The 25,719-nt window shown below is 64.5% G+C and carries 21 protein-coding genes and 1 pseudogene; 9 read left to right on the top strand and 13 right to left on the bottom strand.

Features of this window, described 5'->3' with window-relative positions:
* Positions 1-8: 8 nt before the first annotated feature.
* The 5 genes from OIU19_RS08240 to OIU19_RS08220 all read right to left on the bottom strand — a co-directional run bounded on the left by OIU19_RS08240 (position 9) and on the right by OIU19_RS08220 (position 7,538).
* Positions 9-1,721 carry an ABC transporter ATP-binding protein gene (locus tag OIU19_RS08240; protein ID WP_264234603.1) on the bottom strand — a complete coding sequence of 571 codons (1,713 nt, stop codon included), beginning with the start codon at positions 1,719-1,721 and terminating at the stop codon, positions 9-11.
* Positions 1,718-2,581, bottom strand: coding sequence for an ABC transporter permease (locus OIU19_RS08235; protein WP_264234602.1), 864 nt, complete (start codon positions 2,579-2,581; stop codon positions 1,718-1,720). Before OIU19_RS08235 ends, OIU19_RS08240 begins: the two co-directional genes overlap by 4 nt.
* A complete protein-coding gene (locus OIU19_RS08230) occupies positions 2,578-3,567 on the bottom strand; it encodes an ABC transporter permease (RefSeq protein WP_225915596.1) in 990 nt (329 codons plus the stop codon). Before OIU19_RS08230 ends, OIU19_RS08235 begins: the two co-directional genes overlap by 4 nt.
* Entirely contained in the window at positions 3,564-5,156 is a 1,593-nt protein-coding gene (locus OIU19_RS08225; RefSeq protein ID WP_264234652.1) for an ABC transporter substrate-binding protein, read from the bottom strand. Before OIU19_RS08225 ends, OIU19_RS08230 begins: the two co-directional genes overlap by 4 nt.
* A gap of 216 nt (positions 5,157-5,372) precedes the next feature.
* Positions 5,373-7,538: a TonB-dependent siderophore receptor gene (locus OIU19_RS08220; protein ID WP_264234601.1), complete on the bottom strand. Its 2,166-nt coding sequence runs from the start codon at positions 7,536-7,538 to the stop codon at positions 5,373-5,375.
* Between the two features lie 259 nt (positions 7,539-7,797).
* Here OIU19_RS08220 and OIU19_RS08215 point away from each other — a divergent pair, with 259 nt between their 5' ends.
* Positions 7,798-8,658 carry a CAP domain-containing protein gene (locus tag OIU19_RS08215; protein ID WP_264234600.1) on the top strand — a complete coding sequence of 287 codons (861 nt, stop codon included), beginning with the start codon at positions 7,798-7,800 and terminating at the stop codon, positions 8,656-8,658.
* A 91-nt stretch (positions 8,659-8,749) separates the two neighbouring features.
* Here OIU19_RS08215 and OIU19_RS08210 read toward each other — a convergent pair whose 3' ends face one another.
* Positions 8,750-9,706, bottom strand: coding sequence for a GlxA family transcriptional regulator (locus OIU19_RS08210; protein ID WP_264234599.1), 957 nt, complete (start codon positions 9,704-9,706; stop codon positions 8,750-8,752).
* 99 nt (positions 9,707-9,805) lie between these two features.
* On the opposite strand from OIU19_RS08210, the gene OIU19_RS08205 reads away from it, so the two are divergent.
* The gene (locus OIU19_RS08205; RefSeq protein WP_264234598.1) at positions 9,806-10,417 is read left to right on the top strand and encodes a LysE family translocator; all 612 of its coding nucleotides are present in this window, start codon (positions 9,806-9,808) and stop codon (positions 10,415-10,417) included.
* A 98-nt stretch (positions 10,418-10,515) separates the two neighbouring features.
* Here OIU19_RS08205 and OIU19_RS08200 read toward each other — a convergent pair whose 3' ends face one another.
* Together OIU19_RS08200 and OIU19_RS08195 are read right to left on the bottom strand one after the other, a co-directional pair.
* Positions 10,516-11,718 carry an MFS transporter gene (locus OIU19_RS08200; protein ID WP_264234597.1) on the bottom strand — a complete coding sequence of 401 codons (1,203 nt, stop codon included), beginning with the start codon at positions 11,716-11,718 and terminating at the stop codon, positions 10,516-10,518.
* Positions 11,719-11,831: 113 nt separating this feature from the next.
* On the bottom strand, positions 11,832-12,731 hold the full coding sequence (locus OIU19_RS08195; RefSeq protein ID WP_264234596.1) for a LysR family transcriptional regulator: 900 nt from the start codon (positions 12,729-12,731) through the stop codon (positions 11,832-11,834).
* A 74-nt stretch (positions 12,732-12,805) separates the two neighbouring features.
* Between OIU19_RS08195 and OIU19_RS08190 the strand changes: the two genes are divergently transcribed.
* The 3 genes from OIU19_RS08190 (at position 12,806) to OIU19_RS08180 (ending at position 17,229) form a co-directional block, all read left to right on the top strand.
* Positions 12,806-13,147 (top strand): cupin domain-containing protein, encoded by a 342-nt coding sequence (locus OIU19_RS08190; protein WP_264234595.1) that lies wholly within the window; start codon positions 12,806-12,808, stop codon positions 13,145-13,147.
* Between the two features lie 270 nt (positions 13,148-13,417).
* The gene (locus OIU19_RS08185; RefSeq protein ID WP_264234594.1) at positions 13,418-15,835 is read left to right on the top strand and encodes a glucose/quinate/shikimate family membrane-bound PQQ-dependent dehydrogenase; all 2,418 of its coding nucleotides are present in this window, start codon (positions 13,418-13,420) and stop codon (positions 15,833-15,835) included.
* Positions 15,836-15,948: 113 nt separating this feature from the next.
* Positions 15,949-17,229, top strand: a complete 1,281-nt coding sequence (locus OIU19_RS08180; protein WP_264234593.1) for a carbohydrate porin — start codon at positions 15,949-15,951, stop codon at positions 17,227-17,229.
* An 81-nt stretch (positions 17,230-17,310) separates the two neighbouring features.
* Here OIU19_RS08180 and argE read toward each other — a convergent pair whose 3' ends face one another.
* Both argE and OIU19_RS08170 read right to left on the bottom strand, forming a co-directional pair.
* On the bottom strand, positions 17,311-18,465 hold the full coding sequence (gene argE, locus OIU19_RS08175) for an acetylornithine deacetylase (RefSeq protein WP_264234592.1): 1,155 nt from the start codon (positions 18,463-18,465) through the stop codon (positions 17,311-17,313).
* Positions 18,458-19,135, bottom strand: a complete 678-nt coding sequence (locus OIU19_RS08170; protein ID WP_264234591.1) for a DUF1028 domain-containing protein — start codon at positions 19,133-19,135, stop codon at positions 18,458-18,460. The genes argE and OIU19_RS08170 overlap by 8 nt, the downstream gene beginning before the upstream one ends.
* A gap of 335 nt (positions 19,136-19,470) precedes the next feature.
* Here OIU19_RS08170 and OIU19_RS08165 point away from each other — a divergent pair, with 335 nt between their 5' ends.
* Positions 19,471-20,790, top strand: a complete 1,320-nt coding sequence (locus OIU19_RS08165; RefSeq protein ID WP_264234590.1) for an NAD(P)/FAD-dependent oxidoreductase — start codon at positions 19,471-19,473, stop codon at positions 20,788-20,790.
* Positions 20,790-21,206, top strand: coding sequence for a RidA family protein (locus OIU19_RS08160; RefSeq protein WP_186553300.1), 417 nt, complete (start codon positions 20,790-20,792; stop codon positions 21,204-21,206). Before OIU19_RS08165 ends, OIU19_RS08160 begins: the two co-directional genes overlap by 1 nt.
* A gap of 161 nt (positions 21,207-21,367) precedes the next feature.
* Here the strand turns inward: OIU19_RS08160 and OIU19_RS08155 are convergent, their stop codons facing one another.
* The 3 genes and pseudogenes from OIU19_RS08155 to OIU19_RS08145 form a co-directional block, all read right to left on the bottom strand.
* Positions 21,368-22,273, bottom strand: coding sequence for a LysR family transcriptional regulator (locus tag OIU19_RS08155; RefSeq protein WP_264234589.1), 906 nt, complete (start codon positions 22,271-22,273; stop codon positions 21,368-21,370).
* Between the two features lie 239 nt (positions 22,274-22,512).
* Positions 22,513-23,727, bottom strand: a complete 1,215-nt coding sequence (locus OIU19_RS08150) for an MFS transporter (protein WP_264234588.1) — start codon at positions 23,725-23,727, stop codon at positions 22,513-22,515.
* Positions 23,728-23,738: 11 nt separating this feature from the next.
* A pseudogene (locus tag OIU19_RS08145) lies at positions 23,739-24,119 on the bottom strand (LysR substrate-binding domain-containing protein); the annotation flags it as partial.
* On the opposite strand from OIU19_RS08145, the gene OIU19_RS08140 reads away from it, so the two are divergent.
* Positions 24,096-24,293, top strand: coding sequence for a hypothetical protein (locus tag OIU19_RS08140; protein ID WP_264234587.1), 198 nt, complete (start codon positions 24,096-24,098; stop codon positions 24,291-24,293). The pseudogene OIU19_RS08145 and the gene OIU19_RS08140 sit on opposite strands and share 24 nt — an antisense overlap.
* Before the next feature lie 181 nt (positions 24,294-24,474).
* A complete protein-coding gene (gene mexE, locus OIU19_RS08135) occupies positions 24,475-25,716 on the top strand; it encodes a multidrug efflux RND transporter periplasmic adaptor subunit MexE (RefSeq protein ID WP_186553307.1) in 1,242 nt (413 codons plus the stop codon).
* The last annotated feature ends 3 nt before the right edge of the window (positions 25,717-25,719 follow it).

The raw sequence follows: 25,719 nt of genomic DNA, 5'->3' as shown, positions 1-25,719 counted from the left end.
GGCAGTCCTTAGATGGCAATTTTCCACAGTCGTGATTCATCGAACAGGTCGAAGGCTTCGTGTTCCAGGTCCAGCGGCGGCACTACCAGTTCGGCGCCGGTGCCCGGCAGGCGCGGCACCGAGCCGAGCAGGCGGCGGGTGTATTCATGTTCAGGGCGCTCGAACAGCTGCTCGACGGGCGCCTGCTCGACCACCTGGCCATGGCGCATCACCAGCACGTCGTCGCTGACATGGCGGATCACCCCCAGGTCATGGGAGATGAACAGGTAGGCCAGGCCCAACTCGTCCTGCAGGTCAGCCAGCAAGTCGAGCACCTGGGCCTGCACTGAGACATCCAGCGCCGAGACCGGCTCGTCGCAGATGATCAGGCGGGGTTCGCTGGCAATCGCCCGGGCGATCGCCACCCGCTGGCGCTGGCCGCCCGACAATTGCAATGGCCGGCGCTGGGCAAGCTCAGCCGGCAGGCGCACCTGATTAAGCAGCAAGGCGATGCGCGCCGGCCGCGCGGCGGTATCGATACCCGCCACTTGCAGGGCATCGTCGAGGATCTGCGCCACGCTCCAGCGTGGGTCGAACGAGCCGAGCGGGTCTTGGTAGATCACGCTGATCTGCCGTCGTAGCGGCCGTCGGCTGGCTTCGCTGACCGCCTCGCCCGGCAAGTTCCAGGGCTGGCCGCGATACAGCACCTGGCCCTCGTCGGGGCTCAGCAGGCCCAGGGCGATACGGGCGACGGTGGTCTTGCCAGAGCCCGATTCACCGACGATGCCCAGGGTGCGCCCGGCGCGCAGGGTGAAATCAACGCCCTGCACCACTTGCCGCACCAGGCCATCGGGGCCGGCATAGCGCTTGCCCAGGCCGCGCCCTTCTATCAATACATCGCCATGCCCGCGGGCAACCGCTGGGCGGGTTACGCCCGCTGGCTGTGGCGACAGCCGCGTGCCACGCGGATGCTCGGCCGGCACTGCGGCGAGCAAGGCCTGGGTGTAGGCATGCCGGGGCTGGCGCAAGACCTGCTGCATCGGTCCCTGCTCCACCACCTCGCCATGGCGCAGCACCAATACCTCGTCGGCCAGCTGGGCGACCACCGCCAGGTCATGGCTGATGATCAGCAGCGATGCGCCACGCGCCTTGATCTGCTGGAACACTTCAAGGATTTGCGCCTGCACCGTGGCGTCCAGGGCCGTGGTCGGCTCGTCGGCGATCACCAGCGCAGGGTCCAGGGCCAGCGCGCTGGCGATTAGCGCGCGTTGGCGCAGCCCCCCAGACAGCTGCCCTGGGCGCTGACGGGCGCGCAGGGCAACGTCCGGCACGCCGACCCGCTCCAGCAGCTCCAGCACCCGCGCATTGCGCTGCTGACGGTCGCCGTACCGATGGTTCTGCAGCACTTCGAGGATTTCCTTGCCAACCGGGCGCAAGGGGTCGAGCGAGACCAGCGCATCCTGCAGCACGAAACCGATGTCCTTGCCGCGCACCTGGCGCCATTGGCGTTCGCTCAAATCGAGCAGGTCATGGCCGGCAAAACTCAGCTGGCGCGCGGTCACTTCACTGTTGGGCCCGGTCAGCCCGACCAGGCTACGCGCGCTGACGCTCTTGCCCGAGCCCGATTCACCGACCAGCGCCACGCAGCGCCCCGGGGCCAGGGTGAAGCTCACGTCGCGGACCACGCTGTTGCCGGCGAAGGACACCGTCAGGCCTTCGACGATCAAGGTTTTGTCAGTCATGGCAGGCGGCCCTCCAAGCGTTGTTGGATATAGCGGCCAGTCACCGTGGTGGCCAAGGTGGTCAGCACGATGAACAGGCCTGGGAAGAAGGTCAGCCACCAGGCGTTGGCGATGAAGTCGCGGCCCATCGACAGCATGGTCCCCCACTCCGGTGCCGGTGGCCGGGCGCCAAGGCCAAGAAAGCTCAGGGCAGAGGCCCAGACGATGGCCTGACCAACGCCCATGGTCAGGGTGACGATCAGCGGCCGCATGGCGTTGGGCAGGAGCTGGCGCACAATGATCCGCGAGGTCGGATGGCCGAGCGCCCGCGCCGCTTCGATGTAGCCGGCATTGCGCACCGCCAGCACCTGGCCGCGGACCATCCGCGCATAGCCCGGGGCGCCGCCCAGGCCGGTGGCGACGATCAGCGGGCCAATGCCGCTGCCGAACACCGCCACGAACAGCAGCGCCAGCACCAGGCTGGGAAAGGCGAACAGCACTTCTAGCAACCAACCGACCCCACGGTCGAGCTTGGCCCCGCCCAGCCCGCCAAGCAGCCCCAGGCTGATGGCGATGGCCATCGACAAGGCCGTGGCCGCCACACCGATCAGCAGGCTCTGGCGGGCACCGTGGATGACCCGGGCGAAGATATCGCGACCGGACTGATCAGTGCCCAGCCAGTGCGCCCAGCTCGGCGGCTGGAACGCTTCGCGGGGCACGATGGCCAGCGGGTCGATACGGGTGAACAGCTGCGGCGCCAGGGCCGCCAACAGCAACCCGGCGAGAAACACCAGGGCCAGGCTCGCACCCAGCGGCGGCAGGTGCAGCCGCCGTTGCCGACGCAGCGGGGCCTGCGCCCGCTCAAGGATCAGTTCGCTCATGGCTTGGCCTCCTGTTGACGGGGATCGATCCACTGGTAGAGCAAGTCGACCAGAATGTTGGCCAGCACGTAGCCGGCAGCCACCACCAGGCTGATGCCGATCACCAGTGGCAGGTCCTGCACTTGCACCGCTTGATACAGCTGACGGCCGACACCTTTGCGCGAGAAGATCACCTCGCACACCACCGCGCCGCTGATCAGCGCGCCAATCGCCCAGCCGGACAACGACACCCCCGGCAGCAGCGCATGGCGCAGGGCATGCCGAAAGCGCACGGCCAGGTCGCTCAAGCCGCGGCTGCGGGCGGTGAGGATGAACGGCTGGTCAAGGGTCAGTTCGAGCGATTCGCGGGTTACCTGGGCAATGAAGCCGGCCAGCGGGATTGCCAGGGAAAACGCCGGCAGCACCAGGCTCGCCAAGCTGTCGCTGCCCGCCGGCGGGAACCAGCGCAGGCCAAAGGCGAACACCGCCAGCAGCACCACGCCGAGCCAGAAGTGCGGTAATGCCGCGCTCAGGGTTTCGGCCATCGACGCCAGGCCCCCGACCAGCCTGCCGCGCCCGGCGGTCACCACCGTCAGCAGCAACACCAGCAACCAGGCCAGCAGCAGCGCCGCTACGGTCAGCTCAAGGGTTGCCCCGCCCTGCTCCGCCAACACCTGGGTCACCGGCTGGTGTTGCGAGTAGGACACGCCCAGGTCGCCTTGTAGCAGGCGGCCGAGGTAGAACACGTACTGCACCGCCAGCGGCTGGTCCAAGCCGTATTCCTTGCGCGTGGCTTCGATCGTCTCCGGGCTTGGGTTGGCACTAGGGCCGCCGAGGATCGCCAACACCGGATCACCCGGCATCAAGCGCAGGGCGAAGAAGGTCAAGCTGGCCACGGCCCACAGCACCAGCACGCCACCGGCAAGGCGGATGACGGCGCGCCGGCCCAGGGCGGCCAGGCGTTCGCGGCGTGGGTCGGTCACTGCCAGGGAAGTTGCGCTGCTCATTTGCTCACCCATGCGTCATACAGATAAGTCACCGCCAACGACGGCTCCAGGCGCACCCCGTGGGCAGTCTTGTAGATACCCAGGCGCGTGCTTTGCGGGTAGGTGTTCAGTTGCAGGTACTGCGCGGCCGCCTGCTGTTGCGCCCGGTAATAGAGGGCCCGGCGCTGCTCCGGGTCCTGGGTGGCCAGGGCGCTTTCGAGCAAGGCATCGAAGCCGGGGTCGGCATAGCCCGAGGAGTTCTGGTGGTAGCCACCGACGCCCGCAGGCTGGACGAACGCCGAGCTGAAGATGATCCGCAGCACATCGGGGGTATTGGTATTCCAGTAGCCGGTGCGGATGTCGTAGTCCCAGGCCGCCTGGCGCGCGGTGACCTGGGCGTCGCTCATCTGGTCCAGCACCAGTTCCAGGCCGACCTGGCGGGTGGTGGCCTGGACCTGCTCCCACAAGGTCAGCTCCGAGGGCGGTGTGCGCGCGCCGATCAGCACGGTGGCGCTCAGGCGCTTACCATCCTTGGTGCGGTAGCCGTCGGCGTCACGCCCGGTCCAGCCAGCTTCATCGAGCAACTTCGCCGCACGGGCCGGCTGGTAGTTCTGGCTGCCTTCGAAATCGCCGCTGTAGAACGGCGTGGCCACGCTCAGTGGCCCGGCAGCACGGGGAAACTCGCCAAAGTAGACACTCTTGAGCGCGCCCTCGACATCGGCGCTGCGCACGAACGCCTCGCGTACTCGGATATCGTCGAACGGTGCACGGCGCATGTTGAAGGTGCCGTTGGTGGGGTTGCCGGGGCGCTGGGCGACGATCAACTCGACGTCCGGGTTGCGCCGCGCGGCTTCGTGGGATTCCGGCGGCAGGGTTTCGATCACATCCACCTCGCCCGCCTGCAGCGAGGCAAAACGCACCGAAGGCTCCTGGATGAACTTCCAGACGATCCGCTCCAGATACGCTGGGCCTTGATGCTTGGCGGTAGGCGGCGCCCAGTTGTAGTCCGGGTTACGGACCAGCTCGACCTGGTTCTGCCGGTCCCAACGGACCACCTTGAACGGGCCGCTGCCCACGGGGCTTTCGCAGTTCTGGTCACGGCTGCGCTTGAGCGCGGTGGGTGACTGAATACCCAGAAAGCCCTGAGCCAAGACTTCGAGGAACGCCGCGTAGGGCGTGGCCAGGCGCACCACGGCGGTGTAGTCGTCGAGCACATCGGTGCCGCGGTACTGGCGGATATAGCCGCCGGCCGTGCTCGATTGGGTCTTGGGGTCGGCCATATGGTCGAGGTTGGCCTTGACCGCCTCGGCATTGAACGGCGTGCCGTCAGTGAAGCGCACGTCGCGGCGCAGGTGGAAGGTATAGCGCAAGCCGTCGGCGGAGACCTCCCAGCCAGTCGCCAGCCACGGGCCGATACGTCCGTCGCTGTCCATCGACACCAGCGAGTCGAGGTACTGCTGGGCGACGAACACTTGCGGCATATCGCCGGCAACGTGCGGGTCGAGGCAAGTCGGCTCGCGGTCGGTTGCGTAGACCAGGGTGCCGCCATGCACCGGCTGGTCGCTGTGGACCGTGCGCTGCTCGGCGCGCTCGCAGCCGACCAGGGCCAATGCGGCACATAGCGGGATCAGGGGAAGGATTGGATGATTCAAGGTCGCTCCTGCGCAAGGCCCAAGGATGGTCAAGGGGCTGTTGCAGGAGTTGTGCCGGGTTCAAGGGCCTGATTTTATTGGGGTTGGCGATGCTTGCAGTGAATGAGGGCGGGCAAAGTGTAGGGCTGCTGTTGGCCTGCCAACAGTTGCCGCCTCATCGCCAATCGACGCCACTTAAAAATCGATCGAGCCCGAGAACTTCACCAACCGCGGATCGCCCTGGGTCAGGTAACCACCATTGGCCGAGGCCCAGTAATTCTTGTCGGTGAGGTTCTCCACATTGACCCGCAAGGTGATGTCCTTGCGCTGCACGCTAAAGCGATAGCGCGCGCCGACATCGAAGCGATTCCAGGTCGGCAGGCTGAGGGTGTTGCCAGGGTCGGCATACTGCCCGCCGGTGCGCAGCATGCGCGCATTCAGCGCCAGCCCCTCAAGCCCCGGCACATCCCAGTCGACGCTGGCGTTGAGCTGGAAGGTCGGCACGCCGACGGCGTGGTTGCCGTCATTGCTGCCATCCAGGGTATTTTTCAACTCGGTGTCGATGCGCGTGCCGCCGGCCATCAGCCGTAAGCCGGCAATCGGTTCGCCGAACACGCTCAACTCCACGCCCTTGTTGATCTGCTCACCATCCTGGACGAACACGTTGCCCTGGACAAAGCCATCAGTGGGCCGCTCGATACGATAAACCGCGAGGTTGGCGCCAAAGTGCTGATAGTCGAACTTGACCCCGGCTTCGACCTGCTTGGTCTCGGCGGGCGCAAATACCTCGCCGGCATTGATCACCTGCCCTGAAGCCGTTGCGCCCTGGGCCAGGCCTTCGATGCGGTTGGCGTACAGCGAGATCGACGGATTGAGCTTGTAGACGATGCCATACACGGGCGTGGTGACCGCTTCATCGTAGAAGGCATTACGCCCAGCATCCGCGCCCTCGCCGTCATAGGCATAGCCCTCGACCCGCAGTTGCTGGCGGCGCACCCCTGCGGTGAGCAGCAGGGTGTCGTCGAACAGGCCCACGGTATCGGAGATGGCGATACTGCGGTTGCGGGTTTTGCCGGTCACGCCCGGGTCGTCCAGCTTGCCGCCGACGAAGGTCGGCGTGGTCGGTTTGGGCAGCGGGTCGGTGTGGTAGATGTTGGTGTCTTGCGAGTTATAGAAGACGAAGGCGTTCTCCTGCTGGGTCCAGATACTTGCCGCACCGATATTCAGCTGATGGCTCAGCGGCCCGGTCTGGAAGCGGCCGTTGATGCCGCCCATGAAGGTTGTGTTGTCCTCGTTGTGGGGGATCTTGGAGCCACCGATAGTCGCCGCGCCGCTGCTGTCGGTAAGGATCGGCGTACCGTAGAAGCCATTCTCGTGGGTGTGCTTGGCGCCACCGGCCAGGTAGCCGCTCCAGTTGTCGTTGAAGTCATAGTCACCGCGGACCATGCCGAAGGTGTCCTCGGTTTCGGTCCAGGCCCACTCCTGGCCGTAGTTGTGATCGGCGTCGGGGGCGCGTGGAATATCCGTCAGCCCGGCGCCCAGGCGCACCGAGTTGCGCATGTGGTTGACCCGCTGTTTCTGATAGCCGAAGTCGGTCGAGAGCTTGAAGTTGTCGCCACGGTAATCCAGGCCGATCATGAACAGCTTGCTGCGCTGGTGCTGATCATCGACCGCGGTTTCACCCTCGCGCTGAGACAGGTTCAGGCGCACGCCGAAGCGGTTGTCCACGCCAAATCGCTGACCGAGGTCCAGGTGCTCGCCCAGGCGCCCATCGCTGCTGATGTCCTGGGTGTAGCGACGGGTTGGCGTGTCGCCGGCGCGCTTGGGTTGCAGGTTGACGTTGCCGCCCAAGCCGGTGCCGGTGGGGCTGGCGCCATTGAGAAAGGCGTTGGGGCCTTTGAACACCTCGACACGCTCGATGGCATCAGGCGAGATCATCTGCCGCGGCAGTACGCCGTACAGCCCGCCGAAGGCGACGTCATCGCCATTGAGCGGCAGGCCGCGAATGATGAAGACCTGCGACTGGTTGCCAAAGCCGAACGACTGGCGCACCGAGGGATCGTTGAGCAACACGTCGCCAATGTCTTCGGCCTGTTGATCCTCGATCAGCTGCGCGGTGTAGCTGGTCATGGTAAAGGGCACGTCCATCATGTCCTGGTTGCCCAGGATGCCCATCTGCCCACCGCGCGCCACTTGGCCGCCGGCAAATACCTCGGGCAATTGGCTGGGGGATGGCTTGGCTGCCTCGGCGTTGACGGCGGTGGCGTCGAGTTCGATAGGGCCGTCGGCCGCCTGGGCGTTGACGGCGAGGGAACAGCACAGGGCCAGCAAGGTCGGACGAACAGGGCAAGGTCGCGCCATGGAAAAGCTCCGCAAGCGGTAGAGGGAGGCCTTCCTGGCAGATGAGAAATTGAAAACAATTGAGTATTGTTTCTAGACGAGGTTACGAATTATTACCAAATCATCGCACTTTCGACGCGACCAGCGGTCTACTGCCTCTTTTGCCGCTTCTACGTCATAGCCGGCCGTTTATTCGAACTGCACGGCAGAGGGCCAAAAGCCCCGTGCTTGTGTAGGATGAGCAGCGCAAACCAAGGCGCTGCCAGATAGGGAGATATACATGCGCGTCCTGCCATCCGTTGCCTGCATTGCCATGCTGTCGATGGGCCTGCTCGCCGCCACCAGCGCCCAGGCCTTCACTGGCGAAGAAGGGCAACTGATCGAGTCGATCAACGCTTACCGCAGCCAGGCCCAGCGCTGCGGCGACGCAGGCTCGCTGGAGCTGCCACCGCTCAATAGCGATACCCGCCTGGCGCTGTCGCCAGAGGGCACCCGCGACTTGCAACAGGCGATGACCCGCGCGGCCTACCCAATGGTCAACGTCCAGGCCATCAGCCTGTCCGGCCCGCGTGATGCGAAAGCGGCGATGCATGCCATTTCCGAAAGCTTCTGCCAGGTGGTACTCGATCCGCAGTTCGTCGACATCGGCGTCAGCCAGGAAGGCCGCGACTGGCGTATCGTGCTCGCCCGGCCCTTGCTCAGTGGGCGGCTGGGTGATTGGCAGGCCGAGGGGCAGAAACTGCTGCAAGAGATCAATGCCGCGCGCAAGCTGCCGCGCCAATGCGCTGGCCAGCCGTTCGCCGCAGCGCCGGCGCTGGCCTGGAGCACGACCTTGGCGGGCGTTGCCGCCAACCATACCCGAGCCATGGCCAACCAGAACTTCTTCGACCATATCGACCGCGATGGCCGCACCCCGGGCGATCGCGCCGAGCTGGCCGGCTACCTGTACCGGCAGATTGGCGAGAACATTGCCGCCGGGCGTGATACCCCGCGCAAGGTGGTCGATGGCTGGTTGGCCAGCCCTGGGCATTGCGCGACGCTGATGAACCCAGATTTCACCGAGTTGGGCGCCGCTTACGCGGTCGACCCCAAGAGCGATGCGGGCATTTACTGGACTGGGCTGTTCGGCGCGCCGCAGTAACGCTATCGCGGGGCAAGCCCGCTCCCACGCAAGGCACCTGGCTCAGGCCCCTGCATACTTTGCGTGGGAGCGGGCTTGCCCCGCGATAGCGTCAAACGCCCTTACGCAAAGCCATTGCGGTACAGCCAAAACGCCGCCGCACGCACTTGCCCAGATACCCCGCATCGCCCAAGCCCACCTCATCGGCAATCTGCGCCAAGCCGTGGCTTGAGTTGAGCAAACGCCAGCGCACTTGCTGCAGGCGCATCTCCAGCCACCAGGCCTTGGCGCTCATGCCATGACTGGCGAGAAACTGGCGATCCAGCTGGCGCCGACTGATACCCAACTGCGCCGCCAGTTGCTCGACGGTCATCGACGCGCTCAAGTGGTGACGCATCAATGCCGCCGCACGCTGCACCTGCCCTGCCCCAACCTCCAACGAACGCAAGGCATGGCGACTGTCACGGGTTTCATCGACCAGCATATCGGCCAACCCCTTGAGCGCCCGCGCCCGGCCGCAGTTGCGCGACAACAGCTCCACCGCAAGGTCGATCGCGGCACTGCCGCCGGCGCAAGAAATGCGCGCACCGTCGAAGCAATACAACTGCCCGGTCAGTAGCTGTAAATGCGGAAAAGACGCCCGAAACTCGGCTTCGTGGCGCCAGTGCACCACCACCTTGTGCCCCTCCAACAGGCCGCAGGCAGCCAGCAGGAAGGCGGCGTTGTCGACACACACCAGCTTCACCCCTGCCCTGGCCGCGCGTTTGAGCAGCGCCCGGTAGTCAGGTGCCAAGGCTGCAGTAGCTGCGGCATTGCGACCGCCGAACAGCACCAGATAGTCGTAGCCGGCGAAGTCCAGCGCCTGCGGCGTGACCTCCACTTGCACCACCGCCCCGCTGCTGGAGGGCACCGGTTGATCGCTCAGGCCCAGCAGCGTCCAACTGCAGTAGCGCTGCTGGCTGTAATCCTCGTCATCGGCGCTGAAGCGCAGCTTGTCGAGGAACGCGCCAAACGCCAGCAAGGCGAACTCCGGCAGCGGCAGGATCAGCAAGCGGATATCAGGCGTCATGAAGCCGTCCAGAAATAACCCTCAGATGTCCAGATCATACCCTGGGTTTAGCCGCATTTGGCCTAGACTGGCGCCCTCTGACACTGCAAGGCAAACACCATGGCACTGGATACCTGGCTTATCTACCTGCTCGCCAGCATTGGCCTGTCACTGACCCCAGGTCCGAACAGCCTGCTGGTGCTGACCCACGGCGCGTTGTATGGCGCGCGGCGCACGCTGTTGACCATCGTCGGCGGGGTGGTGGGCTTCAGCGCGCTGATCGCCCTGACCATGTTCGGCCTGAGCGCGCTGCTGCAAACCTCGGGCTCGGTGCTGCAGGTGCTCAAGTGGCTGGGTGGGGCTTATCTGGTGTGGCTTGGCATCCAGCTGTGGCGCAGCCCGGCGATGCGCCTGGAGCTGACCGAGGGGGCTACGCGCTTGAGCAATGCGGGGATGATGCGCCAGGGTTTGCTTGCGGCCATGGCCAACCCCAAGGTGCTGCTGTTCTATGGGGCTTTCTTGCCGCAGTTCATCGATCCGCAACGTGGTTTGCTGGTGCAGTTCGTGGTCATGGCGGCGACTTTTGCCAGTGTCGAGTTTGTTGTCGAATACCTGTTGGCGCGCCTGGCGTTTAGGGTTCGGCCCTGGCTGGCCAAGGGCGGAACGGGGTTCAACCGCTGCTGTGGCAGCCTGTTTGCGTTGATCGGGATCGCCTTGCCACTCGGCCGATGAGCCCGGCTTTGCAACGCCGGGCTCGTCACAGACTGCCCTTGATGCTAGCGCGATCCGTGTGGGAGCGGGCTTGCCCGCGAAGGGGCGTGAAGCGCCCCCTAAGAGGCACGCCGCGAAATCAACAGGAAAACCACCAGCGCCAGCAGCGGCAACCCCGCGCCCACCAACACCACGCCATGCCAGCCAAACTGCGTGTACAGCGGGCTGGCCACGGCAGACCCTAGCGCCCCGCCGAGGAAGATACTGGTCATATACAGCGCATTGAGCCGCCCCCGGCTAGCCGGATCCAGCGCATACACTTCACGCTGGCCGATCACCATGTTCATCTGCACGGCAAAATCCAGCAGCACCCCGGTCAGGCCCAAGCCAATCACGCTCAAGCCCGGTGTACTCAAGCCCAGCAACAACGCCAGCGGCGCCAGCAACAAGGCCAACAGTGAAGCGCGCCGAGCATGGCCGGCGTCGGCCAGGCGGCCCGCGATGGGCGCGGCGATCGCCCCCACCGCCCCGACCAGGGCAAACAGCGCAATTTGGCTTTGGCTCAAGCCATGCTGCCCCGCCAGCGCCATCGGCACAGCGGTCCAGTACAAGCTGAACGCAGCGAACATCAGCGCCTGGTACAGCGAGCGTTGGCGCAACAGCGGATAGCGACGCAGCAGGCTGACCAGCGAAGCCATCAGCCCGGCATAGCTGGCCTGGTGATCCGGCACCCGCCGCGGCAGGGTGAGGGCCAGCAACACAATGATCGCCAACATCACCCCTGCCGCGCCGATGAACACCGCACGCCAGCCAAAGTGATCGGCCACCAGGCTCGACAGCGGCCGCGCCAGCAGAATGCCCAACAGCAAGCCTCCCATGATGTTGCCCACCACCCGCCCGCGCTGCTGCTCAGGCGCCAGGTGCGCGGCCAGCGGGATCAGCATCTGCACCGCCACCGAGCTGAAGCCGATCAGCAAGGCATAACCAAGGAACAACCCCCCTTGGCCATGGCCGCTGCTACCGGCCAACAGCAGGCTGACGCACGCCAATATCGCCGTGGCGATCATCAACCGGCGGTTTTCCACCAAGTCGGCCAGCGGCACCAATAACAACAGGCCCAAGGCGTAGCCGAGTTGGGTCAGCGAGACGATCAGGCTGGCCCGCTCGCCAGACAGGCCCAAGTCTGGCGCGATCAAGCCGACGATGGGTTGGGCATAGTAGATGTTGGCGACAATCGCGCCGCAGCAGAACGCCAGCAGGGTCACCAGGGCCCGGCTCAGGCCCCCGGCAGACGACTGGGGAACAGCGATGGAAGGGTTCATTGCAGGTGCCTCGGCAAATGACGGGATATGCCGCGCACCTTACCCAGGCGCGAGGAGCGGGAGAATCCAGCGCCTGCGCAACGCGCTTTTGCGCCAGGCGCAACGCTGGGGTTTCAACGACTGAGCAGTGCCTGGCAAAAATCGACGAATACCTGTACCCGCCGCGAGCCGCGATGGTTGGGCAGGTACAGCGCGTTGATGGCGCTGCTGGCAGTCCCCGGGCTGATCTGCCAGTCGGCGAACAGCCGCTGCAAGCGCCCGGCCCGGACATCTTCGCGCACCAGCCAATCGGCCAGCAGGGCAATCCCGCTGCCGGCCAACGCAGCTTCACGCAGCAGGTCGGCGTTGGCGCTGCGCAGGGGTCCGCTGACGTCCAGCTCCAGCGCTTGTTCGCCCTGGCGCAGCCGCCACGGCCGGCCGGACTGACCATAGCGAAAACGCAGGCAGGCCTGCTCGAGTAACTGCTGCGGATGCACCAAGGCTGCGCTAGAGCAAAGATAGGCGGGGCTGGCGACCAACCAGCGCTCAAAGCATCCCAGGCGCTTGCAGACCAATTCGTCGCTCGGCGCAGGTTCGCCCAAGCGGATCGACACGTCGTAGCGACCATCGAGCAGATCATCGAAGCGGTCACTCATGTCGATGTCCAACTCCAACCCCGGGTGCGCGGCCAAGAACCGCCCCAGGTGCGGCGCGATCACCCGTCGACCGAACTCCACCGGCAAACACAGGCGCAGCACCCCAACCGGCTCCTCGCCGCGATCGGCGACACTGGCGTCGGCCTCGGCCAGGGCTTGAATGATCTCCCGCGAGCGCTGGTAGTAACCGACCCCGGCCTCGGTCAAGCTGACCTGACGGGTCGAGCGGTTGAGCAAGGTGGCCCCCAGTTCGCTCTCCAGCGCGTCGACCAGGCGCGTTACCGAGGAGGTGGCAACGCCCAGCTTGCGCGCGGCGGCGGAAAACCCGCGAGCCTCGACCGTGGCCATGAACGTCTTGATCGCCAGCAACTTGTCCATCGGCTGTTTCTGTCCGCCAAATCCTGGAACCTTCCTACAATCAGAGTTCGGAATCAACACAGCGCGAGCCACCCATGCCAGACAATCTGTTTGCTGCCCTGCCCTTGCCTGACGTGCATGCCGCCGAGCACTTCGAGAAGCTGTTGACCCGACCAGGCTTGCGCATCGAACGCATCGTTTCCAGTGGCCAGGCCAGTGCGCCGGGATTCTGGTACGACCAGGCTGAGGGTGAGTGGCTGGTCGTGCTCAGCGGCAGCGCTGGATTGCGCCTTGAGCATGAGGCCCAGGAGCGGGTGTTGCGCGTAGGGGATTATCTGGATATCACCGCTCATTGCCGGCATCGGGTGGAGTGGACCGAGGCTGGGGTGAGTACCGTGTGGCTGGCGGTGTTCTATCGTGATCGATCAACTGGGTGAATTCGCAAGCCATCGCACGGCAATCCGTTTCCCTCGCTGAGTACACACTGCGGCTCTCAAGGCCAGCTACGACCAACGTCGTAATTGCAAAATTTTCACAAGTAAAAAAACGCGCCGTTTAGTGACAAATTCACCACCTGATCTACTCTTTTCGGTGCATCTTAGCTTGCAAACGCCTGCGACAATCAGCCTCACATTGAAATGTACTAACTTGTTAATTAGCTTGCTAAGGGCTTAAACTACGCGCATTCCACCTGCGAGATCCCTGGCATGAACGAAACACCGCGCGCCTCTGGCGCCTCGACATTCATCCTGGTCGGCTTGGGCGTTGTCATCGCCCTGCTCGGCTTGCTCCTGGCTGCTGGCGGCGTCAAGCTGGCCGGCCTGGGCGGTTCCTGGTACTTCCTGATCGGCGGCCTGGCCATGGCCATCGCCGGTATCCTCATCGCCCGGCGCAAAACCGCTGGCGCCTGGCTGTTCGCTGCGTTTCTGGTAGGCACTGCCATCTGGGCCGTGGCCGATACCGGCCTGGTGTTCTGGCCGCTGTTCTCGCGCCTGTTCATGTTTGCCGCCATCGGCATGGTGGTCGCCCTGGTCTACCCGATGCTGGCGCGCGCCAATGGCCGCAGCGCCGGTCGTGGTGCTTATGGTCTGGCAGCGGTCATGGCCGTTGGCCTGGTGATCGCCGCCGGCAACATGTTCGTCGCCCACCCAAGCGTAGCGCCTACCGGCAATGGCCCGGGCATGACCCCGGTTGAGCCGGAGAAAGCCCAGAAAGATTGGGCTCACTACGGCAATACCGAAGGTGGCAGCCGCTTCGCTGCCCTCGATCAGATCAACCGCGACAACGTCGACAAGCTGCAAGTGGCCTGGACCTATCACACCGGTGACGTGGCCATCAGCGACGGTAACGGCGCCGAGGACCAGCTGACGCCGCTGCAGGTTGGCAACAAGGTGTTCATCTGCACCCCGCACAACAACCTGATCGCCCTCGATGCCGACACCGGTAAAGAGCTGTGGAAGAACGCCATCAATGCCCAGTCCAAGGTCTGGCAGCGTTGCCGTGGCATGGCCTACTTCGACGCTAGCGCGCCGCTGGCCCAGCCGACCCAACCGAACAGCTCGCCTATCACCGTGGCCAGCGTGGCGCCTGGCGCCAACTGCCAGCGTCGACTGCTGACCAATACCATCGACGGCCGCTTGATCGCCGTCGATGCCGACACCGGCGAGTTCTGCCAGGGCTTTGGCAACAATGGCCAGGTCAACCTGATGGCCGGCCTGGGCGATGTTCCGGATTCGTACTACCAGCTGTCCTCCGCGCCGCTGATGGCCGGCACCACCGTGGTGGTTGGCGGGCGCGTCGCCGACAACGTCCAAACCGACATGCCAGGCGGCGTGATCCGTGGCTTCGACGTGATCACCGGGCAAATGCGCTGGGCCTTCGACCCGGGCAACCCTGAAGATCGCAACGCGCCAGCCGACGGCAGCAGCTATGTACGCAGCACGCCCAACAGCTGGGCGCCGATGTCCTACGACCCGGCAATGAACACCGTGTTCCTGCCGATGGGCTCCTCCTCCACCGACATCTATGGTGTCGAGCGCAGCAAGCTGGACCACACCTACGGCGCCTCGGTGCTGGCCCTGGACGCCACCACCGGCAACCAGAAATGGGTCTACCAGACCGTGCACAACGATCTGTGGGACTTCGACCTGCCCATGCAGCCAAGCCTGATCGACTTCACCAAGGACGACGGCCAGACCGTGCCTGCGGTCGTCATCGGCACCAAGGCCGGGCAGATCTACGTGCTCGACCGCGCCACCGGCCAGCCGCTGACCCAGGTCGACGAAGTACCGGTCAAGCCGGGCAACATCCCTAACGAGCCGTATTCGCCTACCCAGCCAAAATCGGTCGGCATGCCGCAGATCGGCGCGCAGACCCTGACCGAGTCGGACATGTGGGGCGCTACTCCGTATGACCAGCTGCTGTGCCGTATCGATTTCAAGAAGATGCGCTACGACGGCCTGTACACCGCGCCCGGCACTGACCTGTCGCTGAGCTTCCCAGGCTCGCTCGGCGGCATGAACTGGGGCAGCATTTCTACCGACCCGGTGCATGGCTTCATCTTCGTCAACGACATGCGCCTGGGCCTGTGGATTCAGATGATCCCGTCGCAGAACAAAGGTGCGGCTGCCGGCGGTGGTGAAGCACTGAACACCGGCATGGGCGCTGTACCTCTGAAGGGCACGCCGTATGCGGTGAACAAGAACCGCTTCCTGTCGGTTGCCGGTATTCCGTGCCAGGCCCCGCCCTTCGGCACCCTGACCGCCATCGACATGAAGACCCGCCAGGTGGCCTGGCAGGTTCCGGTCGGCACCGTGGAAGACACCGGCCCGCTCGGCATCCGCATGCACCTGCCGATCAAGATCGGCCTGCCAACCCTGGGCGGTACCCTGTCCACCCAAGGCGGCCTGGTGTTCATCGCCGGCACCCAGGACTTCTACCTGCGCGCCTACAACAGCGCCAATGGTGAAGAAGCCTGGAAAGCCCGTCTGCCGGTGGGCAGCCAGGGCGGCCCGATGACCTATGTTTCGCCCAAGACCGGTAAGCAGTATGTGGTGATCACTGCCGGCGGCGCCCGTCAGTCGACCGACCGTGGCGACTATGTGATTGCTTACGCCTTGCCGTAAACCGCTGTTGACTTCATAGCGGGAAAAGCCCGCTCCCACGCCAACGATCCAACCCGGCGTGGGAGCGGGCTTGCCCCGCGATGAGCCCCGCAATTCCCCAGGAAAGCCTCGCAATGTTCTGTGCTTTGCCCTTCACCCCTACCCGCATCACCGCCGGCCTGCTGCTGGCCCTGGCCAGCACCTGCGCCATGGCCGAAGCCGATTTGCTCAATCGCAGCACCATGACCGGCGACTGGGGCGGCTTGCGTCACCAGCTCGAGGACGACGGCGTCAAGTTCACCGGCGACTACAGCGGCGAGACCGCCTATAACGCCCACGGTGGCCTGCACCGCTCGGCGCGCTACTCGCAGAACCTCAAGCTCGGCGTGCAGTTCGACCTGAGCAAGCTGTACGGTCTGGATAACGCTGGCAAGGTCCAACTGACCATCAACGACCGTCGCGGTAACAGCGCCTCCGAGGATCTGGTCGGTAACCGTCTGCCCATCCAGGAAAACTACGGTGGCCTGTACACCCGCCTGACCGAGCTCAGCTACGAGCGCAACTTCACCCCCGCGCTCAACGTCAAGCTCGGCTACATGGCCATGGGCAACGACCTCGGCGGCCTGGACACCGGCATCCTGTGCAACTTCATGAACGCCGGTTTCTGCGGTCACCCACTGAACATGTCCGGGGGCAGTGGCTGGACCAACTACCCCAACGCGCATTTGGGCGCCCGGGTCAAATACGACTTCTCCTCGTCCTGGCAGTTGCGCGTGGCGGCGTTCAACGTCGATCCCGAGAGCAACGGCAACTCCAGCCGCGCCTGGCACCTGGGGCCCAAGCACACCACCGGTACCGTGGTGCCGGTGGAGCTGGTGTACAAGCGGCAGGGCGAACTGCCGGGTGAGTACAAGCTGGGGTACTACTACGACAGCTCCAACGTCAAACGCATTGGCAGCGACAAGGAAGTGGCCGGTCGTGGCGGGCATTACCTGTTGATCGACCAGGCCGTGTGGAACGATCAAAGCCTGCCGGGGCGCAGCCTGCATGCCTTTGGCCAGTACTCGGCGTCGAGCAAGGCCGCTTCGCCATTCACCAAATGGTATGGCGCAGGCGTGGTGCTGTACAAACCGTTCGAAGGGCGCCCGCGCGATACCGTGGCCTTGGGCTATGGCCGCGCCGTGCCTAACCCGCGCAGCCGCGATGTGCTTGAAGACGCAGCGCTGCAAAGTGGCCAGGACTTCCCCGACATCGACAGCGCCGAGCAGTTGATCGAGCTGAGCTACGGCTACCAGGCCACGCCTTGGCTTAACCTGCGTCCGGATGTGCAGTACATCATCGAGCCGGGGGCCTTCTCCGGGACCAACATCGATAATGCCCTGGTGGTTGGATTGCAGGTCAAGGCAACCTTCTGATCATCTGCCCGCATAGCGGCACACGCCCGCTCCTGCACGTGTCTTGCAGGAGCGGGCGTGTACCGCGATGAGGCCACCCCGTCAATGCGCCTGGAGGTAATCCACCAAGCGCCGCAACATCGCATCGCACCCCGCCAACTGCTCGACACTGACAAACTCGTCGGGCTTGTGCCCCTGCTCCATGCTGCCCGGCCCGCACACCACAGTGGGGATGCCGGCCTGATCGAACAGCCCACCTTCAGTCCCAAAAGCCACGGTGCCGAACTCTGTCGAGCCACTGAGCAGCGCAACCCACTGCGCCGCTTCGCTCTGAGCAGGCGTGGCCAAGCCCGGATACGCGCTCAACGGTTGCAGGCGAATGTCGCTAGCCGGATTGACCGCACGCATGCGCGGTAGCAGTTGAGCCTGGGCATAGCTTTGCAACTGATCGGCCACAGCCTGCGCCTCGAAGCCTGGCAACGCGCGTACCTCGAAGTCGAACTCGCACTCTTCAGGCACGATGTTCAGCGCCCTGCCGCCCTTGATCAGGCCAGTCTGCACGGTGGAGAACGGCGGATCGAAGCGCGCGTCCTGGTCTTGCGCCAGAACCTCGCCTATCTCGCCCAGCTTGCCAATCAAGCGTGCGGCATACTCGATCGCATTGACCCCATACGGCGCATAAGCCGAATGACAGGCCGCGCCCTGCACCTGACAGCGCATGGCCAACTTGCCCTTGTGGCCGAGCACCGGCTTGAGCTCGGTGGGTTCGCCGATCAGGCACAAGCGTGGCTTGTGCGCCCGCTCCTGGAGGGCTGCGAGCATCGAGCGCACGCCCAGGCAACCGACTTCCTCGTCATAGGAGAAGGCCAGGTGCACCGGGGTTTTCAACGGCTGAGCGAGAAACGCTGGCACTGCGGCCAGTACCGAGGCAATGAAGCCTTTCATGTCAGCCGCGCCGCGACCGTACAGGCGCCCGTCACGTTCGCTCAGGCAAAACGGCTCGACTGTCCAGGCCTGGCCATCCACGGGTACCACATCGGTATGCCCGGAGAGCACCACGCCGCCCTTATCCAAGGGGCCAATGGTCGCGAACAGATTAGCCTTGGTGCCTTCACGGTTGTGAAACAGCTCGCTGTCCACCCCCAGGCCGGTCAGGTAGTCGCGGATAAAGCCGATCAACTCAAGGTTCGAGTCACGGCTGACCGTGGCAAATCCGATCAGCCGCGCCAGCAGGTCGCGGCTGCTTTGCTCATTCATCCCCCGGTACTCCGTAGCTCGGTGCGCTGGTCGGGTTCAGCGCGCGGGTCACGTAGTCCTGCATCTGCGGGCGGTAGGCTTGCCAGAGGCCATCGAGCTGAGCGATCGGGTCTTCATCCGCCCAGTCAACACGCAGGTCCACCAGCGGCCAGGTCAGCTCACCGGCAATCTTCAGCGCCGCCGAATGAATCGGCCCGGCCTCGCCCCCTGCGACCACTGCCGCATGCATCGCTGCCAGCAGGCGATCAGCCAGATGCCCGCTGGCCTGTTCGAAGGCGGCGACCATCGCCTCGATCACCTGGATCGACGACAACAGGTTGCCGGCTGCGGCGCATTGCTCGCCGGCTACTGCGTTGTGCACGCCCAAGGCCTCTTTACCGGTAAACAGCGCAACCTGCCCGTGGCTGTCGATCACCGTCACCTGGCGGTACTCGCTCCAGCCGTTGGTACTGAGCACCCGGTCCAGTGCCGCTGCCGCGGGCAAGTCCCCCTGCTCCAGGGCGTCGAGGATCTGCGGACCAAGCGCCGGCAAGGTGATGTTCTGGGTCGCCACCGCACCGACGCCTGCGCGCACCCATGGGCAACGGGCTCCCACGGCAATGCTCGAAGAGCTGATGGCAATGCCGACTTGGCCGGTTTCCTGGCAGCGGCCAATGATGGAGAAGGTCATGGTGCAGCTCCTGTCGTTTATTGGCTAATCCAGCGAAAAGCAACTTCCACTCGATGTTGAACGCATTCTGAACAGAAGCCCACGGGCCACGAAACGACCTTTTTCCTTGGCCTTGAAAAGGAAAAAACTAAGTCTGTAAACGCGCGCCTCAAACCCTCTTCAAATAACCCCACGACAGCGCTGCAGCCCTTATTTATCAAGGCCTTCGCCAAACTATAGGCAAGCACTAGCTAAATACTATTTTCGCGATCCAAGGCACATCCCTAGGCTGATTCCAGGCAAAGGCGGTTCACCCACCGACCTGATTAAAACCGCCTTCCAAGAAGGGCTCAGAGATGAACTTGAACACAATTGAAATCGATACCCTCGTGGTCGGCGCCGGCCAGGCCGGGGTTGCCATGAGCGAACACCTGAGCAAGCTCGGCGTGCCGCACCTGGTGCTGGAGCGCAACCGCATCGCCGAGGCCTGGCGCACTGGCCGCTGGGATTCGCTGGTGGCCAACGGCCCGGTCTGGCACGACCGCTTCCCCGGGCTGGAATTCGACCTCGATGCCGATGCCTTCGCCGGCAAGGAGCAGGTCGCCGACTACTTCGAGCGCTATGTGCGCAAATACAACCTGCCGGTACGCACCGGGGTCGAGGTGAAAAAGGTGGTGCGCAACGCCGACCGCCCTGGTTTCACCATCGAGACCAACCACGGCACCATTCTCGCCAACCGCGTGGTCGCCGCCACCGGTCCGTTCCAGCGCCCGGTCATCCCAGCCATCGCGCCGCAGGATGAGCGTCTGCACCAGATCCACTCGGCCGCCTACTTCAACCCCGAGCAGTTGCCTGAAGGCGCGGTTCTGGTGGTGGGCGCGGGCTCCTCTGGGGTGCAGATCGCTGAGGAGCTGATGCGCGCAGGCCGTCAGGTGTACCTGTCGGTGGGCGCCCATGACCGCCCGCCGCGCAGCTATCGCAACCGCGACTTCTGCTGGTGGCTGGGCGTGCTCGGCGAATGGGATGCGGAAATCGCCAAGCCCGGCCGCGAGCACGTAACCATCGCCGTCAGCGGCGCGCGTGGCGGCCACACCGTGGACTTCCGCGCCCTCGCCCACCAAGGCATGACCCTGGTCGGCCTGACCCAGTCGTTCGCCAACGGTGTGGCACGCTTTCAGGACAACCTGGCCGAAAACATCCAGCGCGGCGACGACAACTACCTGGCCCTGCTCGATGCCGCCGATGCCTATGTCGAGCGCAATGGCCTGGACCTGCCTGAAGAACCTCAAGCGCGCCAACGCCTGGCCGACCCGCAGTGCATCAGTGCACCGATTCTCGAACTCGACCTGCTCCAGGCTGGCGTCACCAGCATCATCTGGGCAACTGGTTACGGGGTGGATTTCAGCTGGCTGCAGGTCGACACCTTCGACAGCAATGGCAAGCCGCTACACCAGCGCGGCGTCGCGAAAGAGCCTGGCGTGTACTTCCTCGGCCTGCCGTGGTTGTCGCGGCGCGGTTCGTCGTTCATCTGGGGCGTGTGGCACGACGCCAAGCACGTTGCCGGCCATATCGCCACCCAACGCACCTACCTGGCTTACCGCGATCGCCTGCAGCGCGACGCCGATGAGCAAGGCCAAACCTCGATCACTACCCTGAGCACCCTCGGAGCCCACTGATGCCGACTCATACTCGCGTTCGCATGTTCAACACCAAGGCCACCTACCCTAATCAGTCGCTGGACAACGACCTTTGCCAGGCCGTGCGCGCCGGCAACACGGTGTATGTACGGGGCCAGGTGGGAACCGACTTCGAAGGGCGCCTGGTGGGTTTGGGCGATCCGCGTGCTCAGGCAGAGCAGGCGATGAAGAACGTCAAGCAGCTGCTTGAAGAAGCTGGCTCGGACATGTCGCATATCGTCAAGACCACTACCTACATCACCGATCCGCGTTTTCGCGAGCCGGTTTATCAGGAAGTTGGCAAGTGGCTCAAAGGGGTATTCCCGATTTCTACCGGGCTGGTGGTGGCGGGGTTGGCTCAGGCGGAGTGGTTGATGGAGATTGACGTGATTGCGGTGGTACCGGATCAAGTGTGATGAGCTGAGATCGCTATCGCGGGGCAAGCCCGCTCCCACGTGTGCATACAATCATCTCTGAAGTGGGATGAGGCGAGATCGCTATCGCGGGGCAAGCTCGCTCCCACGTGCCACAGCCGATTGTGCGCACACGTGGGAGCGGGCTTGCCCCGCGATGGTGTTCACATCCTGGCCAACTCTTCGCGGCAAAACTCGACGAACAACTGCGCAGGCTTGGTCCACTGCACCCGCTTCAACCGCGCCGCCGCCAACCCCGACAGGGGCACCGGCTCGGCGATATCCACTGTCACCAGCCGCTGGCCGTCATAGGTGCACGGCGAATGCGGCCGGGTCACCAGCAGGGAAAAACCAAAGCCCTGCCCCACCATCCCCCGCACCATCTCGATCGACGGCGAACTGAAGACGATGTTCGGCGTCAGCCCCAGCTCGTTGAACAGGCTGACGAAGTAGGTTCGGCTCGGCGCCACATCCAGTAGGATCATCGGCTCTGGGCAGAGGTCGCGCAGCGACACCTGGGCTTGCCCGGCAAAGCGGTGTTTTTCCGGCAACAGCACATAAGGTTTTTGCGGCGGCATCAAGGGTTCGGCTTCGATGGTGCCATCGAGGTCGTGATCGTAGAGAAACGCCAAATCGAAGGTACCAGCGGTCAAACCCTGGATCAGGTCCTGCTGCTCGCCATCGCGCAGGCGGATATCCACGCCCGGGTAACGCTGGCGAAAACCTGCGATCAGCCGCGGCAGGTACAGCGGTGCCACTGTCTCAAAGCAACCGATGTCGATCTGTCCGGCCACGGTGTCGTTGTCGGCCAGGGCGTTCTGCTCGAACTCGTGGGCCATCTGCAGCAGTGACTTGGTCTTGGCGTAGAAGCGCTTGCCGCTGGGGGTCAGTGAGACGCCCTGGGCATGGTGGCGGATGAACAACTGCACGCCGAAGCTTTCTTCCAGGCTCTTGATGGCCGTGGATATCGACGGCTGGGCGATGTACAGCTGGCGTGAGGCCTCGGCCACGCTGCCCGCCTCCACCGTGGTGACGAAATACTTAAGTTGTCGCAAGGTATAGGAAGCCACAGGCACCTCTCTGGCGCCGTGGACGGCGCGCTCGAATCATTCCTGTCACCTTACCTTAGCGCTTGCTCAGCGGGCGTGCGGGTGGGGAAGGATTTACCTATGACCTGACGATAGTTTTGTGGGGCTTGGGCCGGCCTCATCGCGGGGCAAGCCCGCTCGCACACAGTTCTGCGGTTGCCCGGCGATAGGGCGTCAGCATGATCGCTACGGGGTATCGACTGAAGCGGTAGCCCGCCAGATCAAAGCCTGGCTGTAGAGTGACCGGGGCTGCTAGGCAGCCCCCTTGGCGGCTTATGCATCCACCGCATCACCCACAACACCAGCAGCACGTTGACCAACGCCAACCCACACAACGTGCCTAACACCCCCATCGCGCCAAAGTGCTCGAACAGGTAGCCACCCAGCAACGGCGTCAATGCCTGGCCAATCAACGATGGCCGCGACATACGCCCCATCAGCAACACATAGTGCGCAGGTGGCATCAGTGCCAGCGGCAACAGCCCGCGAACGATGGCCCGCAGGCCGTTGCCACACCCGAAGATCAACAGCCCCAGCGCGGTCATACCTGGCGCAAAGGCCACCAGCAACAGCCCCAACGCTACCAGCGACACGCAAAACAGCGCGGTCCAGATCGGATGACGCTTGCCGGCAAGGATCTGCAGAACCCGCGACGCCACCTGGCTCGGCCCCAGCATCGCCGCCAGGCCGATGGCCGCTGGCAGGGAGTGCCCCAAGCCCTGCAACACCGCCACCAATTGCACGGCGACTGCAGTCATGATGATTGCGCCCAGGGCAAAGATCGCCGTCAGCAACAGGTACAGGCGCCGGTCCACCACGGCGCTCTCGCCCGCTGTGGCGAGCTTGGCCTGTTCGCCCTGGCCGCCCTTGGGCAGCACCATCATGTACAGCGGCGCCACCACTAGCAGCAAGACCAGCGCGTAGGCCACGCAAGCCACACGCCAACCGAACTGCTCGATGAGCAAGGCCACGGCCGGCCACGACAAGGTCGAGGCAAAGCCTGAGATCAGGGTGATGCCGGTGATCGCCCGCCCGGCGCCCTCGGCGTACAACGCACCGAGGGTGGAAAACAGCGCTTCGTACAAGCCCATCGCCATGCCCACGCCGATCACTGCCCAGGCCAGCAGAAACAACGCCAGGCTGTGACTGGCGGCCATGATCAGCAGCCCCAGTGCGACCACCGCGCCGCTGCCAGCCAGCTGCGAGCGCCCGCCGTAGCGCGCCACCAGTCGGCTGGACAGCGGCGCCAACAGGGCCGCGACCATCAGGCTCAGCGACAGCGCGCCGTACACCCATTGGCTGGCCCAACCGGTCTCGCGCATGATCGGCTCGGCCATCACCGCCAGGATGAAGAACGAACCGCCCCAGACCAGGATCTGCAGTACGCCCAGACCGATGATGGTTTGCGTGCTGGGGTTAAGGGGATCAACTTTCACAATACGCTCATTCACAACATATGCCCTGCCCAGATCCCGCGTCCGACCAGGTCAGCAGCGATCTCGACAAAGGTATCGCCCACATAGCGCGCCGCCGGACTGACCCGCCGATCAGCCGGATACACCAGCACCAACTTGCGCATCGGCGTCGGCTCGACCAAAGGTGCGGCGCAAAGCGTGCCGTTTTCCAGCTGGGCATGTACCGATGCCAATGGCAGCGCGGTCAGGCCGAAGCCATGGCGCACCAGGTCGATCATCGCGCCGAACGAATCCGCCTCGACACTGGTAGTCAACTTCAACCCTCGCGCCTGGGCACATTCATCCATGATCTTGCGCAAACCATGCCGGGCGCTAGGCAGCACAAGCTGATGTCCGGCCAAGCTGTCGAAGGCATCGAGCAGGGACAGCGCAGCGGGCGCTTTCGGGTGATGGACCGGCGCACAGCGGTGGCGGGCATACTGGCGGTCGTCAACGCTGCGGCGGATCTTCGCAGCAGTGGACTGGACGAAGCGAGCATCCAGGCGTGGGCGCTACGTGTGTGCCTGAGGATTCTCACTAGCCCTTAGCTCCAAGCCTGAGCGGCCTCATCAGTCCCTGAGTTGATTGACGCCAAGCATCATGCCCGCCATCGATGAAATATCGCGACATATCATTCTGCGTGATAATAACCTTCGCCGCGTTCGATTCGTTCCCTGCGCGCACGAGCCGCAGAATCCGCCCACTATCCAATAATTGGCGGAGTTCTCCATGGAACCATCACTCAAACCCCTGCGCTATCCCCTCGCTGCCCTGGCAGTGCTGGTGATCAGCGCTTGCGGTCGAACCCCCGACGCCGTGCAGGCCCCCGCTGCGCCCAAGGTCAGTGTGGCGAAGGTGATCGAGCAGCCGATCAACGAGTGGGACGAGTTCACCGGGCGCCTGGAAGCCCCGGAAACCGTCGAGGTGCGGCCGCGGGTCTCGGGCCAGATCGACCTGGTGGGCTTCACCGAAGGCGCCCAAGTGAAAAAAGGCGACCTGCTGTTCCAGATCGACCCGCGCCCGTTCCAGGCCGAAGTCCGCCGCCTCGAAGCACAGCTGCAACAAGCCCGCGCCACCGCCGTGCGCAGCGAAAACGAAGCGCGTCGTGGCGAGCGCCTGCGCGACAGCAACGCGATCTCTGCCGAGCTTGCCGAATCGCGCACCAGCGCTGCTGCCGAAGCGCGTGCCGGTGTCGCTGCAATCCAGGCCCAGCTGGACCTGGCCCGCCTGAACCTGAGCTTCACCCGCGTCACCGCGCCGATCAGCGGCCGGGTCAGCCGCGCCGAGTTCACTGCCGGCAACATCGTCACTGCCGACGTCACCCCGCTGACCTCGGTGGTTTCCACCGACAAGGTGTACGCCTACTTCGACGCCGACGAGCGCGTGTACCTCAAGTACACCCAGCTGGCGCGCGAAGGCCAGCGCGGCCAGAGCACCCCGGTCTACCTGGGCCTGACCAACGAAGCTGGCAACCCGCACCTGGGCCAGATGAACTTCGTCGACAACCAGGTCAACCCGCGCACCGGCACCATCCGTGGCCGTGCCGTGTTCGACAACCGCGACGGTCAGTTCACCCCGGGGCTGTACGCCCGTCTCAAGCTGGTCGGCAGCGCCAAGTACGACGCCGTGCTGATCAACGACGAAGCGGTCGGCACCGACCTTGGCAAGAAGTTCGTGCTGGTCATGGACAAGGACAACAAGGCCGCCTACCGCGCGGTGGAGCTGGGACCCAAGCTTGAAGGCCTGCGCATCGTGCGGAGCGGCCTGGGCAAGGACGACCGCATCGTGGTCAAGGGCCTGCAACGGGTACGCCCGGGCTCGCCGGTGACCCCGGAAGAAATCGCCATGGCCAGTGAGCAGACCCTCGCCACCCTGGCCCGTCAGCGCCAGGCGCTCGAAGCCAGCAACCCGGCGCCGCGCGTGGCCGGCTCCAGTGAGAAAGTCGCCAGTGCCCAGGCACCGCGCGGTTAAGGG

The sequence above is a fragment of the Pseudomonas sp. BT-42-2 genome, assembly GCF_025847435.2.
Lineage (GTDB): Bacteria > Pseudomonadota > Gammaproteobacteria > Pseudomonadales > Pseudomonadaceae > Aquipseudomonas > Aquipseudomonas urmiensis.
This window is presented reverse-complemented; position numbering and strand designations above follow the sequence as displayed.

Excerpts from the sequence above, each read along its gene's own strand:
- OIU19_RS08240 (WP_264234603.1), bottom strand. The coding sequence starts at position 1,721 with ATGACTGACAAAACCTTGATCGTCGAAGGCCTGACGGTGTCCTTCGCC.
- OIU19_RS08235 (WP_264234602.1), bottom strand. The coding sequence starts at position 2,581 with ATGAGCGAACTGATCCTTGAGCGGGCGCAGGCCCCGCTGCGTCGGCAA.
- OIU19_RS08230 (WP_225915596.1), bottom strand. The coding sequence starts at position 3,567 with ATGAGCAGCGCAACTTCCCTGGCAGTGACCGACCCACGCCGCGAACGC.
- OIU19_RS08220 (WP_264234601.1), bottom strand. The coding sequence starts at position 7,538 with ATGGCGCGACCTTGCCCTGTTCGTCCGACCTTGCTGGCCCTGTGCTGT.
- OIU19_RS08215 (WP_264234600.1), top strand. The coding sequence starts at position 7,798 with ATGCGCGTCCTGCCATCCGTTGCCTGCATTGCCATGCTGTCGATGGGC.
- OIU19_RS08210 (WP_264234599.1), bottom strand. The coding sequence starts at position 9,706 with ATGACGCCTGATATCCGCTTGCTGATCCTGCCGCTGCCGGAGTTCGCC.
- OIU19_RS08205 (WP_264234598.1), top strand. The coding sequence starts at position 9,806 with ATGGCACTGGATACCTGGCTTATCTACCTGCTCGCCAGCATTGGCCTG.
- OIU19_RS08200 (WP_264234597.1), bottom strand. The coding sequence starts at position 11,718 with ATGAACCCTTCCATCGCTGTTCCCCAGTCGTCTGCCGGGGGCCTGAGC.
- OIU19_RS08195 (WP_264234596.1), bottom strand. The coding sequence starts at position 12,731 with ATGGACAAGTTGCTGGCGATCAAGACGTTCATGGCCACGGTCGAGGCT.
- OIU19_RS08190 (WP_264234595.1), top strand. The coding sequence starts at position 12,806 with ATGCCAGACAATCTGTTTGCTGCCCTGCCCTTGCCTGACGTGCATGCC.
- OIU19_RS08185 (WP_264234594.1), top strand. The coding sequence starts at position 13,418 with ATGAACGAAACACCGCGCGCCTCTGGCGCCTCGACATTCATCCTGGTC.
- OIU19_RS08180 (WP_264234593.1), top strand. The coding sequence starts at position 15,949 with ATGTTCTGTGCTTTGCCCTTCACCCCTACCCGCATCACCGCCGGCCTG.
- argE (WP_264234592.1), bottom strand. The coding sequence starts at position 18,465 with ATGAATGAGCAAAGCAGCCGCGACCTGCTGGCGCGGCTGATCGGATTT.
- OIU19_RS08170 (WP_264234591.1), bottom strand. The coding sequence starts at position 19,135 with ATGACCTTCTCCATCATTGGCCGCTGCCAGGAAACCGGCCAAGTCGGC.
- OIU19_RS08165 (WP_264234590.1), top strand. The coding sequence starts at position 19,471 with ATGAACTTGAACACAATTGAAATCGATACCCTCGTGGTCGGCGCCGGC.
- OIU19_RS08160 (WP_186553300.1), top strand. The coding sequence starts at position 20,790 with ATGCCGACTCATACTCGCGTTCGCATGTTCAACACCAAGGCCACCTAC.
- OIU19_RS08140 (WP_264234587.1), top strand. The coding sequence starts at position 24,096 with ATGTCCGGCCAAGCTGTCGAAGGCATCGAGCAGGGACAGCGCAGCGGG.
- mexE (WP_186553307.1), top strand. The coding sequence starts at position 24,475 with ATGGAACCATCACTCAAACCCCTGCGCTATCCCCTCGCTGCCCTGGCA.